The following is a 15,459-nucleotide window of genomic DNA, read 5'->3' on the forward strand; positions in this document are numbered from 1 at the left end:
CATCTTCATGATAGCGGGCGCCCTTCGTGTTTTTTGATCCAATACGTGGTCGTAAATTGATGAATTATGGGATCGACAAGTCATATGGGAAAAGCCAACCGCCAAGTTGCCTGTCGTGATGACCTGGACCTTCCACAAAAGACGCTGAGATTAGTTCACCAGTAAGAGCGCACGGAGTGCCCATGTCCTGCGATATCCTTCCGCGTCTGTTCTCGACTTTGTCTGTGCAGGTCCATGCGTTCGCGTTCTGTGAGATCCAGACCGGGTGGCAGCTGGCGAAGAACGGCATGGCCGACGCGATTCTGGTCCATTACGTCCTTGCGGGCTCAGGAACGATCGTGGTCGAAGGTCAAGAACCTCTACGTTTTGGGCCGAATTGCATGGTGATCCCACCGCGCGGCATGCGGCACTCAATTGGTTTCGTGGGAGCTACCCGAACGGTTACGGCCGAAGACGCACGCAGAGTTCTTCCGGATGGCCTTATTGCGTTGACGGCGGGTGATGGAAGACGGGACATTTTACTGGCCTGCGGCTCTATCGCGGCGCGATATGCCGGCGCGCTCGGTCTTTTCGACTGTCTGCACAACGCCTTGATTGAAGATTTATCCGGCAGCGACAGGATGCGCCACGCCTTCGCTTTCATGATCGAGGAACTGGTCAATCCAAGTCTCGGTACGCAGGAAGTGACGAGTGCGCTGATGAAGCAGTGCCTGACAATCCTGCTTCGGATCCATCTGAAGGAGAAAGGCGCTGAATCGCCGATCTTCGAAGCGCTGCGCGATCCGAGACTGGTCCCGGCGATCGCGGCTGTCCTCGACGCGCCTGGGGCGCAGCATACGGTCGATAGCTTGGCTGCGCTCTGTGGGATGAGCCGCTCCGGTTTCGCCGAGCGCTTCTCCGCCACATTCGGCGAGGGTCCGATCGAGTATCTGCAGCGGGCGCGACTGCAACTGGCAGCCAAGCTGCTGACGTCCTCGCCCATGCCCGTGAAGGTCATCTCCGAGAGCGTCGGTTACGCCAGCCGCAGTTACTTCTCGCACGCCTTCAAGACCGCTTACGGGTGCGATCCGAGCGCCTACCGCGCTCAAGCCACGAGCCTGGTCAGATCCCTGGCGCCACAATCCGACCTCGGGATCGACGGTTCACGTCGGAAATCCGAAAAGCCTTGAGCGTGCATGCGGGTGGATGTCTTCCGCGTTGGACACGAGCACCGAGGGTATTGCCATCATCAACGCCGGATAGTCTCGCCAAAAACTTGCGATGGTGGAACCCGCGCGGCGTGCGTTATCGTTCAAAACAGGTGCTGTGGCTCGAACTTGGTGGTTTCTGAAATTAAACCCGCATATAATCGGCGCGTCGAAAAGACGGCCTGGATTTCCTCAGGGGGGCTCATTCGGAAAACGAAGGACGGCCTTTCGGGGATGAGGACTCTTAAAAATCCTGCTCTTCAGTATGCACGGCGCGACCCGAGAAGCGGCGCCCATCAAGGCTGAGAAATCTTGAAATCAGGATCTGCCACGCCGATCGATGCTGCTCTTCGTCAACGTGGCACAGACGCTTGGCCTGGTTGGGTCGATGACCAGCCCCGATGAAAGAATGGTCTGCTCGGCGAAGACCAGCAAAGAGCGCGTCCGCGTACGGCTCGAGGCCTGCTGCCGAGTCGAGAACGGAGTCACGCAGTCACTCCTGGCACCATCGGAACATCAGAGACGTGGATCTGCGGGTGCCATGTCCCGCCATTTAAGATGCGAAAGGATGTTCATGCCGTCGGTCCTAGCGCCTGGCACGCACAGCATCGCCGTGAACGGCGTAGCTCAACATTATCACGTCTCCGGCATGGGACCCTATTGCATCGCGCATGCCGGTGGCCCCGGCATAGACGCCAGCTACTTGCGATTGCCTCTGCTCGAAGAGAGCCTGACCATGGTGTATCTGGACCCGATCGGCACAGGATCGTCCGGACGCCTCGCGACCCATCCCCAGGGGTACAGCGTAGACCGCTTCTCCGAACAGCTGCTCGCGTTCATCGACGCGGCCGGTATCCCCGAACCTTACCTCCTCGGCCATTCGCACGGTGCCTTTGTGGTGCTGGAGGCAGCGCTCAAGCGGCCAGGAGGACTCAAAGGCCTGATCGTGTATGCGGGCGCTGCCTACACAGGCGGCGCCTTCATGGCCGATGCGAGCGCTGAGATCGCCGCCTTCGTGGCACGCCACGCGGGGACGGCGGAAGCCAAAGCGGTCGAGAGGGCCTGGGCCTCGATCCCCACCATCCGCACAGACGCGGCCTATACCGCGGCGCTGCGCGACCTCCTTCCGGCCTATATGTCGGACTTCCGGCGCTGGCCAGACATGCTCGCGACCCTGCAACGGCGGCTCCAGGCGACCCTGTTGGTCGGCGATGGCCAAGTCTTCGACGTTCGCGACCGTCTCGCCACCGTGCAGGTTCCGGCGCTCGTCGTCACCGGAACCGACGACTTCATTCTCGGCCCGCGCCACGCGGCGTTGCTGGCCGATCTGCTACCACAGGCGCAAATGAGAATCTTCGAGCAGAGCGGCCACTTCGCCCATATCGAGGAGGCCTGCGCCTTCGCGGAGGCCGTCCTTCGCTTCACGGGACGTCCGGGCCGAGCGTTGTCCGGTATATGACGGCCGTGCGCGCCTAAGATCCCCGACCTCAGGCGCTCCACCGAGGGGCTGCGTGGCTGTCTAGGGCAGCGGCACACCGGACAGCGTCGCGCACCGGTCCAGCAGAGCCTCCTGCAGCCCGACGCGACGGGTGCTGGGCTCCGGCGATTTTTCGCGCTGGTGATAGAAGTACCGGCCCGTGACACGGGTCGCTGGGTCGTCCCCGACCGCCAGCCATGCCTGGGTCACGGGCGCGGCGGCCATATCATCCGGCGCACCGGGGCCGCCCATACGGGTGGGTACCCAGCCCGGTTCGAGGGCGTTCGATCGCACCGCGGGCCAGTGTCGTGCCACGCCGAAAGCCAGCAGGACATTCAGGAACTTCGTTTCCGCGTAAGCCTGCGATCCGCTCCAGCGCCGTCTGGTCCATTGCAGATCGTCCATGTCCGGAATACCGCCTGGGTGCATGCCCGAGCTCAGGTAAACGAGGCGGTCTGGCCTCTCCATCAAAGCGGTGAGCAAGTAAGGCGCCAAGACGTTGATCGCGAAGAGATGGCTCAGACCATCCCGGGTCTCCAGCCGGCGCGCTTCGCGATAGCCGATGCCGACATTATGGATGACGGCGTCGAAGCGCCCGATCGCGTTGGCCTGCTCGGCCACGGATCGCATGCCGGCGATCGTGACGACATCGCCGATGACGATCTGGGCCGCGTTCGGAAGCGCCCGTCGCGCGACCTCGCCACGATCGGTGTTCCGCGCATGCAGCACGACTTCATGGCCCTCGCGAGCCAGGCGCTGGCCCGCCATGAGCCCGAGGCCATCCGACGATCCGGTGATGAAGATACGGGCCATCGCCAGTCTTTCAGCAATGCTTCGGTTGCGATCGGCGTTTGAGAGCGCTGCAACGACGCGGCCGCCCGTAGATCGTACGTCGCGAATCCCTGCTCGGGTAGCACCGCTCCAGGCGATGACGGGCGGCTCTGCGCGGCAACCGGAGTCGTTCCGGTCACTGTCGCCGATCTCCTCGGGTGGACGCTGCCTGCCGTGGTACGTGGGTGGCGCATGTCCGGTTCGCCTGGCAGTCAGTCGGTCACCAGGGAAGCGGATTGTTGAACCGGTCGACGTAGCGCAGACCGGCCAAGCCGCGGTTCGCCTCGATCATGTCGACCACGCGCGGGATGCTCTCCGCGACGGACAGAGCCGCATCGCCGCCGCCCATCTCGGTCCGCACCCAGCCGGGAGCGACGAGGAGCAGGGCGTGCCCGTCATCGAAGTGCTTCGCCGCATAGCCCTTCATGAGCATGTTGAGCGCGGCTTTGCTGGACGCGTAGAGCTGCCAGCCGCCGGTCGCGTGCGCGATGCTGCCGAGCTCGGAACTCATGATCCCGATGGTGCCGCCGGCCGGCACCAGATCCCGCAGGAGCTCGACCGCGCGCACGGGCGAGAAGGCGTTAGTCAGCATCATGTCGAGAAAGTCCGTCTCATGCGCGCTGATCGGGCTCGCCTCGATTTCGCGGGCGATGCCGGCATTGATGAACAGGACGTCGACGCGTCGACCGCTCAAGCGCTCGCGCAGCGCGCGGACCGAGCTTCCATCGTTGATGTCGACCGGCTGGATCTCAAGGCTGTCGGGAAAGCGGTTCGCGAGCGTCTCAAGTTGGTCGGAGCGGCCGCGTGCCGTTGCGATCACGCGCCACCCGCGCCCGAGCCACTCCTCCGCGAGGGCGAAGCCCAGTCCGCGCGAAGCGCCGACGACGAGCGCCGTGGACTGCCCTGTCATGAGAGCCTCCTCTGAATTGCCACGGCTCTATGTGGCGTAGAGTCGGGACAGGAATTAGCGTCGTTCTGTCAGATCATTCCGGACTCGGAGTCATGGAACGATGCCTTACGATGGCCGACTGCTCGCCGGCGTGACGGTTCTGATGGCTGTGGTCGAGGCCGGAACCATGACCCGAGCGGCCGAGGCCCTCGGGCTCACCCAGTCGGGTGTGGGACGCGCCATCCAGCGTCTGGAGACCCGCGTCGGTGTGCGGTTGCTCGATCGCACGACCCGGACCTTGCGGCTCACCGACGAGGGACGTCGCTTCTGGGAGCGGGTCGGCCCGCATCTCGACGGGATCGAGGAAGCCGCCCTGGAGGCGGCGGGCAGCGCGTCGACGGTGCGCGGGCGCCTGCGGGTGAATGTCGATCCGTTTTTCTCGCGCCTCGTCCTGTCGCGTGAGCTGACGCGCTTCCTCGCGCTCCATCGCGAGTTGCGGCTCGAACTGATCATGCGCGATCAGATCGGCGACCTCGTTGCCGACGGGTTCGATATGGCACTGCGGTTCGGGGATCCGCCGATGGCGGGCTTCACCGCGCGCAAGCTCCTGGAAACGCGGATCCTGACAGTCGCGGCGCCGGCGTACCTGGCTGCGCACGGCCGCCCCGCGCACCCGCGCGACCTTCGCGACCACGCCTGCATCGACTTTCAGGATCCGCTGACGGGCCGCCCCTTCGCGTGGGAGTTCCGCCGCGGCGACGAGGTCGTTCCGGTGCGGCAGCCGGCGCGCCTGATGGTGTCGGACGTCGAGACGATGATCGGCGCCTGTTGCGAAGGCGCGGGGATCGCGCAGGTCATGCAGCTCGGCAGCCGGAACTTCGTCGCGAGCGGCAGGCTCGTCGAGATCTTCCCGGATTGGCCCGACGAGACCTTCCCCCTGTACGCGATCTACCCGTCGCGCCAGCATCGCGCCGCGAAGGTCCGCGCCTTCACCGAATGGTGCCTGCAGCTGGTCGGCGGCGACAACGAGCTCGATGCCGCCGCGACACGGTGAGCCGCGTCCGGGGCTACAGCGCCGCCCGACCGATCGAGGCACCGCCGTCGACGTAGAGTGTCTGCCCCGTCATGAACGCCGCCCCGTCCGACATCAAGAACGCGATGGCTGCCGCAATCTCCTCAGGCCGTCCGAAGCGGCCCATCGGCACCCCGGCGAGGTAGCGCGTCTCGCCCGGGCTGCCCGGCGGGTTGTTGGCCCGGAACAGCTCGGTCTCCGTCGGTCCGGGCGCCACCGCGTTGACGGTGATCCCGGTCGTGGCGAGCTCGAGCGCCCAGGAGCGTGTGAAGCTGACGAGCGCCGCCTTCGCGGCCGCGTAGGCCGTGCGCTCGACGCTGCCGAGGACGGTCAGGCTGGCGACGTTGACGACCCGGCCCCAGCCGCGCCGGCGCATGCCGGGCAGGGTCGCCTGCACGGCCTGAAGCGCCGGATGGAGGTTGACGCGCAGGACCTCGTCCAGCGCGGACATCTCAACGGCCTCAAGTCGCTGTGGCCGCACCAAGCCCACATTGTTGACCACGCCATCGAAGGCGAAGCGTCCGGTCAGGTCTGCAAGAACCGCGTCGGTCGCCGGACCGTCAGCGAGGTCCACCGGCACGAGCGTGCCGGGGAAATCGTCGAGGCCTCCGCGTGCAAGGCCGACGACGTGGTGGCCGTCGCCGGCGAGACGATGGGCCAGCGCCAGCCCGATGCCCTTGCTGGCACCGGTCACGAGAAAGGTTCGGGACATCCTGGATCTCCTTGCGGCCGTGTCTTGTCAGGCGGGAATGGAGGCGGCGCGGCGGAGCGCCGGCAGCATGTCCTCGGGCTCGGGGCGGCGGGTGTAGTCGGGGTTTACCTCCGCGTAGAGGATCACGCCGTCCTGCCCGACGACGAAGCGTCCGGGCATCGGCAGGGTCCAGCTCGCGTCGCCGTTGAACGCCGGCAGGTCGTTCTTCAGGCTCGTGTAGAGATCGACCAGGTAATCGGGCAGCGCGAAGCGCAGGCCGAACGCGGCCGCGACGGCGTTGTGCGGGTCCGACAGGATCGGGAATTCAAGGGCATTCTGGCGGACCGACTTCCGGCTGTTGGCCGCCGTCTGCGGCGAGAGGGCAACGAGGCTCGCCCCGAGCTTCTCGAATTGTGGCAGCGCCTCCTGAAGCGCCCGGAGCTCCATGTTGCAGTAGGGGCACCACACGCCGCGGTAGAAGCTGATCACGAGCGGCCCGCGCGCCTGCAGGGCGTCGGAGGAGACGGGCTGCCCCTCCGGGTCGTTGAGCGTGAACGCCGGCGCACGGTCGCCGGCCCTGAGGGCACGGGTCGCGGCGCCGGTGGCGATCAGCTCCGCGGTGGCCCGGTGCATCGTCCGGATCACCGAGGGCGGGACGGTGTAGGGGGGCTTGCCGGCCTCGAAATCGGCTTTGAACGCGTCGAGCTTGGATTGCAGGGTCATGGATTTGTGCCTCGTGCGACAGGCTGGCGAGCTGGCTTGCGCTGCTGGCTTGCGGGAATGGACCGGCCCGGGGCGAGTCCGGTGGCGTGCGACCGGTCAGGCCTGCGGCACGAGCGCGTTCACCCGCTCGATCGCGCGTTGGACAGCTGGACGCGCGGCCATCGCGTCGTACCAGCGGGCGACATGCGGCGTGTTCTCGAAGCTCACGCCCGCGAACTCGCGTCGCCAGAGCCAGCCGAAATGGGTGATGTCGGCCACCGTGAAGGCGTCGCCGGCGACGTAGCGGCGTTCGGCCAGGACCCCGTCGAGTACACCGAGCGTCCGGTTCGCCTCCGCCGAGAAGCGGGCGATGGCGAGCGGCTGCGGCTCGGCGGCTTGGCGTTGGAAGAAGCCCGCCTGCCCGAAGGCCGGGCCGAGCCCGGAGGCGTGGAAGAACAGCTGCTCGAACACGCGCGCCCGGCCTTCGCCGTGCGGCGGCATCAGGCGGCCGCTCGTCTCGGCGAGGTAGACCAGGATCGCAGCGGACTCGGTCAGGACCAGCCGGCCATCGGCCGCCGCCGGATCGATCAGTACCGGCACCTTCGCGTTCGCGTTCAGCGCCAGGAATTCGGGCGCCTTCTGCTCGCCCTGACGCACGTTCACGCCGTGGAGGCGGTACGGGAGGCCGAGTTCCTCCAGCGCGATGAGGACCTTGATGCTGTTGGGCGTGGCGAAAGCGTAGACCTCGAACATGTTCACTTGGCTCCGGCGGGACCACTGCGCCGATGCGGTGGTGACGGCCGGATTGATGCCCCTCCCCCGATGGACAGGGCAGAAGGCCCGAGGCGATAACGCTCATTCCAGGGAGGCATGGCGTGGACCGGTATCAGGCGATGGCCACCTTCGTGCAGGTCGTGGAATCGGGCTCCTTCTCGGGGGCCGCCCGACTCCTGAATGTCGGCCAGCCCGCCGTCTCCAAGACGATCGCGCAGTTGGAGAACCGGCTGCAGGTCAGCCTGCTCGTCCGCTCGACGCACGGCCTGAGCCCCACGGAGGCGGGCCTGCGCTTCTACGAGCGGGCGCGGGCGGCCATCGCGGAGGCGGACGAGGCCGAGCGCGCCGCCCGAGGCGCGGGGGCCGGTCTCTCGGGACGGCTGCGCGTCTCGGCGGCGACCACCTTCGCCCGGCTCCACGTGGTGCCGATGCTGCCGCGCTTCCTCGCCGAGCACCCGGACCTCGACATCGAGATCGTCCTCGACGACCGGGTAATCGACCTCGTCGGCGAGGGGATCGACCTGTCCCTGCGCATGGGGACTTTGCCGGACTCGGCCGCCGTCGCACGCAAGCTCGCCACCGGGGGCCGTTCGGTGCTCGCCACGCCCGCCTATCTTGCCCGCGCGGGCGAACCGCGCAGTCCCGCGGACCTCGCCGGGCACGAGGCGGTGGTCTACAGCCGGCAGCCCGATGCCTGGTCCTTCACCCGGGACGGCGCCGAGATCTCGGTTGCGGTGCATGGCCGCGTCCGGGTCAGCGCGGCCGAAGGCCTGCGTGCGGCCGTGCTGGCCGATATCGGGCTCACCATCGCGTCGGACTGGATGTTCGTCCCCGAACTGGCGAGCGGCGCGGTCCGGCGGCTGCTGCAGCCCTGGGCGTTGCCTATGATCGATCTCTGGGCGGTCTTCCCCACCGGCCGCATGGCCAGCGCCAAGGCGCGGCTCTTCGCCGGCTTCGTCGAGGCGGTGATGGCCGAGATGCGGGAGCCCCATTCCGCGACGGCATAAGTCTTATCGCTGCGCGCCGTCATCCGTCGCCGGGCGGTGCCGTCTACCTCGTCCTCACGCCGACCAACGGGGCCGGCCACCACGAGGACAGCACCGATGGCCCGTTTCAAGACCTACCGCGACGCGTTCCCCAACGCCCGCCTGACCCGGAAGCCGAACGGCGTGCTGGAGGTCATGCTCCACACCGAGGGCGGCAAGCTCGTCTTCAACGGTCACACCCACGAGCAGTTCGTCGACCTGTTCCACGCGATCGGCGAGGACCGCGACAACCGGGCGGTGATCCTGACCGGTGCGGGGGACGCCTTCATGGACGCGATCAGCCCCGAGGGCTTCGATTTCTTCACGCCGCAGGGCTACGACAAGATCCTGCGCGAGGGCCGCAAGGTGCTCAGCAACATCCTCGACGTCGAGGTGCCGATGATCACCGCGCTCAACGGCCCGGTCCTGCTTCACAGCGAATACGCGCTGCTCACCGACATCGTGCTGGCCACGCCCGAGACGGTGTTCCAGGACAAGCCGCATTTCGAGTTCGGGATCGTGCCGGGCGACGGCATGCACATCCTGTGGCCTGAGGTGATCGGTTCGATCCGCGGGCGATACTTCCTGCTGACGCGGCAGGTGCTGGATGCCCAGACGGCCAAGGATTGGGGCGTCATCAACGAGATCGTGCCGCAAGACCGGCTGCTGGCCAGGGCGCACGAGATCGCGGACGGGATCGCAGCTCTGCCGCCGCTCACCGGCCGGTACACGCGGATCGCGCTCACGCAGCGCCTGCGCCGGCTCGTCGAGGAGGGCACCGGCTACGGCCTCGCCCTGGAGGGCATCAGCGCCGCCGACGTGGCCCGGACCATGGCCGCCCAGAACTGAGTGAGCGCCCGATCCGAACCATCGCACGGCGTGTCGGGCCCGCGAGGATGGCCCGGCACGCCGGAGGCTCAGAAGTAGGCCCGGATCTCTCGGGCGATGTCGTCCCCGTTCGTTTCGAGGGCGAAGTGGCCGGTGTCGAGGAAGCGGACCCGTGCGTCCGGGATATCGCGCTTGAACGCCTCGGCTCCGGGCGGGATGAAGAAGGGGTCGTTGCGTCCCCAGACAGCGAGGAGCCTCGGGCGGCGCTCTCGGAAGAAGGCCTGGATCAGCGGGTAGCGTTCCAGGTTGCGCTTGTAGTCGAGCTTGAGCTTGACTTGGCGGTCCGCATTGCCCGGTCGCGCCAGAATGGCGGCGTCGAGCGTGTACGACTCGGGCTCAATGACCGACGGGTCGGGCACCCCGTGGAAGTAGGGTGCCTTGACGCCGTCGAGGGTCATGCGGGCTCGGATGGCCTCCACGGCGGCCTCGTTCGGCTTTTCCCAATAGGTCCTGAGAGGCGCCCAGGCCGCCTCGCCGAGCCCCTCCAGATAGGCGTTGCCGTTCTGGGACACGATGCCGGCGATGCGGTCGGGATGCGCGAGCGCCAGGTCCCAACCCACCGGAGCCCCGTAGTCGAACGTGTAGAGGCGGTAGCGCCGGAGGCCGAGGACGTCGACGAAGGCCTTGATCGTTCGCGACAGCGACGCGAAGTCGTAGACGTAGCCGCGGTCGTCCGGGACCACCGTGAAACCGAAGGATGGGAGATCCGGCGCGATCAGGCGAAACCGGTCCGCGAGCCTCGGCATGAGATGGCGGAAGTAGAAAGACGAATTCGCGAAGCCGTGCAGCAGCAGGAACACCGGGGCGTCGGGCCGGCCGGCCTCGCGATAGAAGACGTCCACGCCGTCGGCCCGAACCGTGCCGTGGCGGACCTCTGCGACCTCGGCGGGCCGCGTTTCCGCCGCGACGGCGCCGACCGGGCCTAAGCCTGCCGCCATGACGCTGCCGGCGAGAAGACACCGCCGCGTCGTCCTGGCAGGCCCGTCTTGGAATGCCGTGTCCTGTCTCATCGCTCCACTCGCATATGTGCGGGCCGGGGAACGTCCGGATTGCGCGCCTCGCGACCGCGAATGTCGCGCACGTCGAGGCGGATGCACCGGCCTTCGCCGCGAGCCCTCCGACCGTGCCGCGGCGTTCAGGCTCGGGACCGGACAGTGTGATCACGATGAACTCTCTCGGCACTCACTAGAACACAGAGTTTGCGAAACTCAGCCTTACGGATTTCGAGAGGGAGATGGCCCGGCCTTTTCTTACCCGGCGGACGCTCGTCCCAAGCCGGCGGGCGCATCGGCCTTCATGGGGGTGGGATAACGGCACCCAGGGACGCGCGAATGCGCGGCGTCGCGAAGTCGAGGAATGACCGCAGCTTGAGCGGGAGGCGTCCGTGGCCGACATGGACGACGCTGACCGGGACCGGATCAAGCTCGAACGACCGCAGGACGAGAACTTGGCTCCCGGCGGCGACCAGAGGGGCGGCCTGGTACGACAGCACCTGCGTGAGGCCGACGCCGGCCGCCGCGGCGTCGAGAGCGGCCTCGGCCGTGTTGACCTGCAGACGCGACCGCACCCGGACCACTTGGACGGCCTTCCGGTCGGACGTGGCGAAGTGCCAGGCCGGGCCGGCGGCCAGGTCGCTGAAGGTCACGCACGGGATCTCGGCGAGGTCGGATAGCGTGTGGGGCGTCCCGTGGGCGGCGAGGAAGTCCGGACTGCCGCAGACCACGCGTGTGACCGTGCCCAGCCGCGCCGTTACCAAGTCGCTGTCCGGCAGGTGCGAGATGCGGACCGCCAGGTCCACGTGATCCTCCACGAGGTCCAGGGCCCGGTCGGTGAGGATCAGGCGCACGGTGATGTCCGGGAACCGGGACAGGAACGCCGAGACCACCGGCAGGACGTGCAGCCGCCCGAAAACCAGCGGGGCCGTCATCGTCAACGCGCCGCGGGGCTCGGTGTACTCGCCCCTGACCGCCCGCTCGGTCTCCTCGACCTCGCCGAGCAAGCGTCGGCACGCCTCGATGTAGGCGGCTCCCGCGTCGGTCGGGGTGAGCTTGCGCGTCGTGCGGACCAGGAGCCTCGCGCCGAGATGGGCTTCCAGGTCCGCGATCTTGCGGCTGACGCTCGGCAGGGGGATGCCGAGCCGGCGTCCGGCGGCCGACAGGCTCCCGGCCTCCACGGCAGCGACCAGCAGGCTCATGGCCTCCAACCGGTCCATCGCACCCTCTCGTTTTCGGTAACGGTCACTCTCGGAGTGGTCAGATTATCCCGCAGAGTGCAAGTCGGTACCCATGCCTCACCGACGGCGTGCAGCACGGGCTGCATCGCCGGCACCGGAGGGCGAACGATGACTCAGACCACCTACCGCACCGTCGACGTCGACGGCCTCAAGGTCTTCTACCGGGAGGCCGGCGACTCTGCGAAGCCGACGCTCCTGCTGCTGCACGGCTTCCCCTCGTCCGGCCACATGTTCCGCAACCTGATCCCGCTGCTCGCGGACCGCTTCCACCTCGTCGCCCCCGACCTGCCGGGATTCGGCCTGTCCGAGATCAAGCCGCGCGCCGCCTTCACCTACACCTTCGACGCGCTGGCGAAGGTCATCGGCCGCTTCACGGAGGTCATCGGATTGAAGACCTACGCGCTCTACGTCTTCGACTACGGCGCGCCCACCGGCTTCCGGGTCGCAATGGCGCATCCCGAGCGAGTGACCGCCATCGTCTCGCAGAACGGCAACGCCTATGAGGAAGGACTGAGCGAGGGCTGGAACCCGATTCAGCGTTACTGGCGGGATCAAAGCGACGCCAACCGGCAGGCGCTGCGCGAATTGCTGACCCCGGCCTCGATCCGCTGGCAATACGAGCACGGCGTTCCGGACACCTCGCTGGTCTCGCCCGACGGGAGCGCCCTCGACGCGTGGTACATCCAGCGGCCGGAGGTCGACGAGATCCAGCTCGACCTGTTCGGCAACTATGCCAGCAACGTGGCGCTTTACCCCGATTTCCAAGCCTATTTCCGCACGCACCGCCCGCGGCTTCTGGCGATCTGGGGGCGGAACGACCCGTTCTTCCTGCCAGCCGGTGCGGAGGCGTACCGGCGCGATATCCCGGATGCCCAGATCCGGTTCCTCGATACGGGGCATTTCGCCCTGGAAACGCATACCAACGAAATCGCCGAGGCCGTCACGGAATTCCTCAAAGCCTGAAGCGGAGATTGCTAAGGGCCCGCGACAGCCTGAATGACGGAAGGTACAGAAGGGCCGGCCGACCCTGACGGGGCGGCCGCTCTTTCAAAACCTGCTTGATGCAGCAGGAAGCCATGAGAGACTTCCGCTTTCAAGCGACGTCCGATGGCCGGGGAATGTCCGGTGTGGGTGCCAAGCCGAACGTCCGGTTCTGTGCGCGCTGGCGATCCGGCGTGGCGTAGTCTGGCCGTAAGCGGCTGGTCCACTGTGGAGAAGCTTGCAGGGGATGATCCGCCCCCAATGAAGTGGTCCGCCCTGAGGTATGGCTTTCGGGCCAGTGCGAGGACGGACAGATCGGAACGAAGCGGCACAAGCCGGAGGACGTTGTCGCCGAGCTGCGGCAGATGGATGTGCTGGTCTCGCAGGGCCAGAGCGTCGGGGACGCGATCCGCACGACCGGCGTGACGGAGGTGACGTACTATCGCTGGCGCAAGGAGTACGGCGGCCTGAAGAGCGACTAGGTCCGGCGCATGAAGGACTTGGAGACCGAGAACCAGGGGCTCCGGAAAGTGATCGTGGATCTCACGCTCGACACGCTGATCCTGCAGGAGGCTGTCCGGGGAAACTGACTTCTCTATTCGGGGTTCATCGGTCAACGCCCTTTCGTGCGCATCCTGGTTCGACGCGTGATCGGCCCTGTGGAGCTCTTGCTTCTCTCCGAGGTCGGCGAGCGCCGCCTCATGATGGGGTTAGAGGGAGTGGGCGGATCCATCTAAGCCGCGCGCCCGGCAGAACCGACGCTCGAGTTTCCTCGGTCTCACCCGCTCCCATCGTCCCCACAGGGACCTCCTCCACGCCGGAGGAGCTCGGTGTTACGTGATGCTGATCCGTAAGCTTCAGGCCGCCGTCGCGGCTTCGGTCGACCAGCGGAAATCCTTCTCGTCGCGCCACATCCGATGCAGCACGATCGCCAGCTTGCGGGCGACGGCCACGAGGGCCTTCTGCATGCCTCTGCGCTTGGCCACAGCCAGCCCCAGACCTTCAGCGAGGACCATCGAACCCGAGGGCCAGTCAGCAGCACGAGCGCGGCCTCATACAGTGCGGCGCGCATCATCGTGTCGCCGCACTTCGAGACTCGGCCGACCCGCTTCGTCTCGCCGGACTGGTAGAGCCGCGGCGTCAGACCATAATGCGCCCCGACGCATTGCGATCGTCCGAAGCGGGCTGGGTTGTCGACGCAGGTACGGTAGGTCAACGCCACGACCGGCCCGACGCCGGGCGCGGTCATCAAGCGCCGGCAGACCGGGTCGGTGCGGACCTGGTCCAGCAGCATTTTGTGCAGCTTGGCCAGTTGGGTCCGCAGCGCCGAGCGCGCCTCCAGCAGCGGCAGGACCACGGCCGCGACGAAGGGCAGATCGAGCACGAGGTCGCGTACGCGCTGCTCGAAACCGGCAGCCCCCACGACACCGACTTTGAGGCCGAAGTTGCGCAGTTGGCCGCGCAGGTCGCTCTCGATGTCGTAAGCCTTGCGCTGAAGCAGCTTGCGCGAGGTCAGGAGCAGGCGGCGTTGCTGGCTGGCCGGCGTTTTGACGTGGACCGGCTTGAACAGGCCGACCCGCATCATCTGGGCTATGCCCATCGCGTCGTTGCGGTCGGTCTTGTTGATGCGGGCCGAGAGGGCCGCATGCATGTGGCGGGTCTCGACGCAGATCGCCGGCAGTCCGGCTTCGACCAGGCCGGCGTAGAGCCACGGTGAGAGCGGTCCCGCCTCCAGGCCGACACGCGCGTAGCTGTGGCCGAGGTCGATCAGGTGCCGGCCGATCACCTCGGGATGGCTCTCGACGGTGGCCCGGTGCACGACCTTACCATGGGGATCGACGATGCAGATTGCGGTCTCCTTCACGGAGACATCGAGGCCGACGTGGTGCTGCTCGCTCATGGTGGGGCTCCGGGATTGGATCGAAGCGCCATCATGCCGCCGCTTCCGCCGCGCGAGGCACCCCGAATACCCCATCTAGCCCCGCGCGCCGACGTGCCTGCATTGAGCTTGTGATGGACGTCCTGGACGTCTCTGAGCCCCGCGCGTGCCGTGCGCTCGGTCAGCATTGTTCGACGCAGCGCAAGGTGCCGCGGGGCAGAGACGATGAGGCGGCGCTGACCGCCGATCTCGTGGAGCTGGCGCGCCGGTACGGGCGCTCCGGCTACGAGAGCGTCCATGCACGCCAAACCCGCTCGCTGCGGTTTTGTCCCGCGCTCTAAGAGCCGGTCTCGTTCGCCCAGCTACGCCGGATCGCCGACGGCGACGACCTGCTGCGGCTCATGATCGAGACGCGGAAGGATCAAGCCGCGCGGATGAAGTGGGCCATCACCGCCTTCTTCGCCAAACCGGACGGCGTCCCCCCTGGACCGACTGGCTGCGCATAGGCCTGGAGGACGTGCTCGTCCTCGACGCCTGGACCACCTTCAAGCAGCGCTCCCGCGCGGGCGACCTCCTGGCCCTGAAGCCGATCGACGGCGCCCCCATCAAGCCGATCCTCGGCGAGGACGGCCGCCTGCCGATGCCCTGGGTGCAGGGCGGCGAGACCGTCTGGCCCGAGGCCTACCAGCAGATCCTCAAGGGTCTCGGCCTGTCCTTCGGCGCCGGCATCGCGGTCGGCTTCTCCGGGGCGCAGGGCCGCACCGACGCCACCGCCCTCAAGGCCGCGAACAAGGCGGGCGTCAGCCTCGCCCTGACGTAGCCGCGGTGCC

The 15,459-nt window shown here is 67.2% G+C and carries 14 protein-coding genes and 3 pseudogenes; 9 read left to right on the forward strand and 8 right to left on the reverse strand.

Translation table 11 applies throughout. The features are described from left to right. Positions 1 to 182 precede the first annotated feature (182 nt). Together PQI07_RS00810 and PQI07_RS00815 are read left to right on the forward strand one after the other, a co-directional pair. A complete protein-coding gene (locus PQI07_RS00810) occupies positions 183 to 1,169 on the forward strand; it encodes an AraC family transcriptional regulator (protein WP_274925842.1) in 987 nt (328 codons plus the stop codon). Between the two features lie 358 nt (positions 1,170 to 1,527). After that, the gene (locus PQI07_RS00815; RefSeq protein ID WP_274925843.1) at positions 1,528 to 2,646 is read left to right on the forward strand and encodes an alpha/beta fold hydrolase; all 1,119 of its coding nucleotides are present in this window, start codon (positions 1,528 to 1,530) and stop codon (positions 2,644 to 2,646) included. Between the two features lie 60 nt (positions 2,647 to 2,706). On the opposite strand, the gene PQI07_RS00820 is transcribed toward PQI07_RS00815, so the two are convergent. Both PQI07_RS00820 and PQI07_RS00825 read right to left on the reverse strand, forming a co-directional pair. Beyond that, entirely contained in the window at positions 2,707 to 3,477 is a 771-nt protein-coding gene (locus PQI07_RS00820; RefSeq protein ID WP_043384584.1) for an SDR family NAD(P)-dependent oxidoreductase, read from the reverse strand. A 238-nt stretch (positions 3,478 to 3,715) separates the two neighbouring features. Next, positions 3,716 to 4,405, reverse strand: a complete 690-nt coding sequence (locus PQI07_RS00825; RefSeq protein ID WP_274925844.1) for an SDR family NAD(P)-dependent oxidoreductase — start codon at positions 4,403 to 4,405, stop codon at positions 3,716 to 3,718. Between the two features lie 100 nt (positions 4,406 to 4,505). On the opposite strand from PQI07_RS00825, the gene PQI07_RS00830 reads away from it, so the two are divergent. Then, positions 4,506 to 5,438 carry a LysR family transcriptional regulator gene (locus PQI07_RS00830; protein WP_274925845.1) on the forward strand — a complete coding sequence of 311 codons (933 nt, stop codon included), beginning with the start codon at positions 4,506 to 4,508 and terminating at the stop codon, positions 5,436 to 5,438. A gap of 13 nt (positions 5,439 to 5,451) precedes the next feature. Here PQI07_RS00830 and PQI07_RS00835 read toward each other — a convergent pair whose 3' ends face one another. The 3 genes from PQI07_RS00835 to PQI07_RS00845 form a co-directional block, all read right to left on the reverse strand. Then, positions 5,452 to 6,168 (reverse strand): SDR family oxidoreductase, encoded by a 717-nt coding sequence (locus tag PQI07_RS00835; RefSeq protein WP_043384577.1) that lies wholly within the window; start codon positions 6,166 to 6,168, stop codon positions 5,452 to 5,454. 27 nt (positions 6,169 to 6,195) lie between these two features. Beyond that, positions 6,196 to 6,870, reverse strand: a complete 675-nt coding sequence (locus PQI07_RS00840) for a peroxiredoxin-like family protein (RefSeq protein WP_274925846.1) — start codon at positions 6,868 to 6,870, stop codon at positions 6,196 to 6,198. Positions 6,871 to 6,966: 96 nt separating this feature from the next. Continuing rightward, positions 6,967 to 7,602, reverse strand: coding sequence for a glutathione S-transferase family protein (locus PQI07_RS00845; RefSeq protein WP_274925847.1), 636 nt, complete (start codon positions 7,600 to 7,602; stop codon positions 6,967 to 6,969). Between the two features lie 122 nt (positions 7,603 to 7,724). On the opposite strand from PQI07_RS00845, the gene PQI07_RS00850 reads away from it, so the two are divergent. Both PQI07_RS00850 and PQI07_RS00855 read left to right on the forward strand, forming a co-directional pair. After that, positions 7,725 to 8,630 carry a LysR family transcriptional regulator gene (locus tag PQI07_RS00850; protein WP_274925848.1) on the forward strand — a complete coding sequence of 302 codons (906 nt, stop codon included), beginning with the start codon at positions 7,725 to 7,727 and terminating at the stop codon, positions 8,628 to 8,630. A 96-nt stretch (positions 8,631 to 8,726) separates the two neighbouring features. Next, positions 8,727 to 9,497: an enoyl-CoA hydratase/isomerase family protein gene (locus tag PQI07_RS00855; RefSeq protein ID WP_274925849.1), complete on the forward strand. Its 771-nt coding sequence runs from the start codon at positions 8,727 to 8,729 to the stop codon at positions 9,495 to 9,497. 68 nt (positions 9,498 to 9,565) lie between these two features. Here PQI07_RS00855 and PQI07_RS00860 read toward each other — a convergent pair whose 3' ends face one another. Continuing rightward, positions 9,566 to 10,546 carry an alpha/beta fold hydrolase gene (locus PQI07_RS00860; protein WP_043384565.1) on the reverse strand — a complete coding sequence of 327 codons (981 nt, stop codon included), beginning with the start codon at positions 10,544 to 10,546 and terminating at the stop codon, positions 9,566 to 9,568. Between the two features lie 284 nt (positions 10,547 to 10,830). Beyond that, positions 10,831 to 11,748: a LysR family transcriptional regulator gene (locus PQI07_RS00865; protein WP_043755439.1), complete on the reverse strand. Its 918-nt coding sequence runs from the start codon at positions 11,746 to 11,748 to the stop codon at positions 10,831 to 10,833. Between the two features lie 129 nt (positions 11,749 to 11,877). Between PQI07_RS00865 and PQI07_RS00870 the strand changes: the two genes are divergently transcribed. After that, entirely contained in the window at positions 11,878 to 12,732 is an 855-nt protein-coding gene (locus tag PQI07_RS00870) for an alpha/beta fold hydrolase (protein ID WP_274925850.1), read from the forward strand. A gap of 332 nt (positions 12,733 to 13,064) precedes the next feature. Continuing rightward, positions 13,065 to 13,334, forward strand: a pseudogene (locus PQI07_RS00875) (transposase); the annotation flags it as partial. Between the two features lie 273 nt (positions 13,335 to 13,607). Here PQI07_RS00875 and PQI07_RS00880 read toward each other — a convergent pair. After that, a pseudogene (locus PQI07_RS00880) lies at positions 13,608 to 14,650 on the reverse strand (IS110 family RNA-guided transposase). 59 nt (positions 14,651 to 14,709) lie between these two features. On the opposite strand from PQI07_RS00880, the pseudogene PQI07_RS00885 reads away from it, so the two are divergent. Then, positions 14,710 to 14,931 (forward strand): annotated as a pseudogene (locus tag PQI07_RS00885) (IS3 family transposase); the annotation flags it as partial. Positions 14,932 to 15,146: 215 nt separating this feature from the next. Continuing rightward, positions 15,147 to 15,449: a hypothetical protein gene (locus PQI07_RS00890; RefSeq protein WP_274925851.1), complete on the forward strand. Its 303-nt coding sequence runs from the start codon at positions 15,147 to 15,149 to the stop codon at positions 15,447 to 15,449. Positions 15,450 to 15,459: the final 10 nt, after the last annotated feature.

The sequence above is a fragment of the Methylobacterium sp. 092160098-2 genome (assembly GCF_028920805.1).
Taxonomy (GTDB): domain Bacteria; phylum Pseudomonadota; class Alphaproteobacteria; order Rhizobiales; family Beijerinckiaceae; genus Methylobacterium; species Methylobacterium fujisawaense.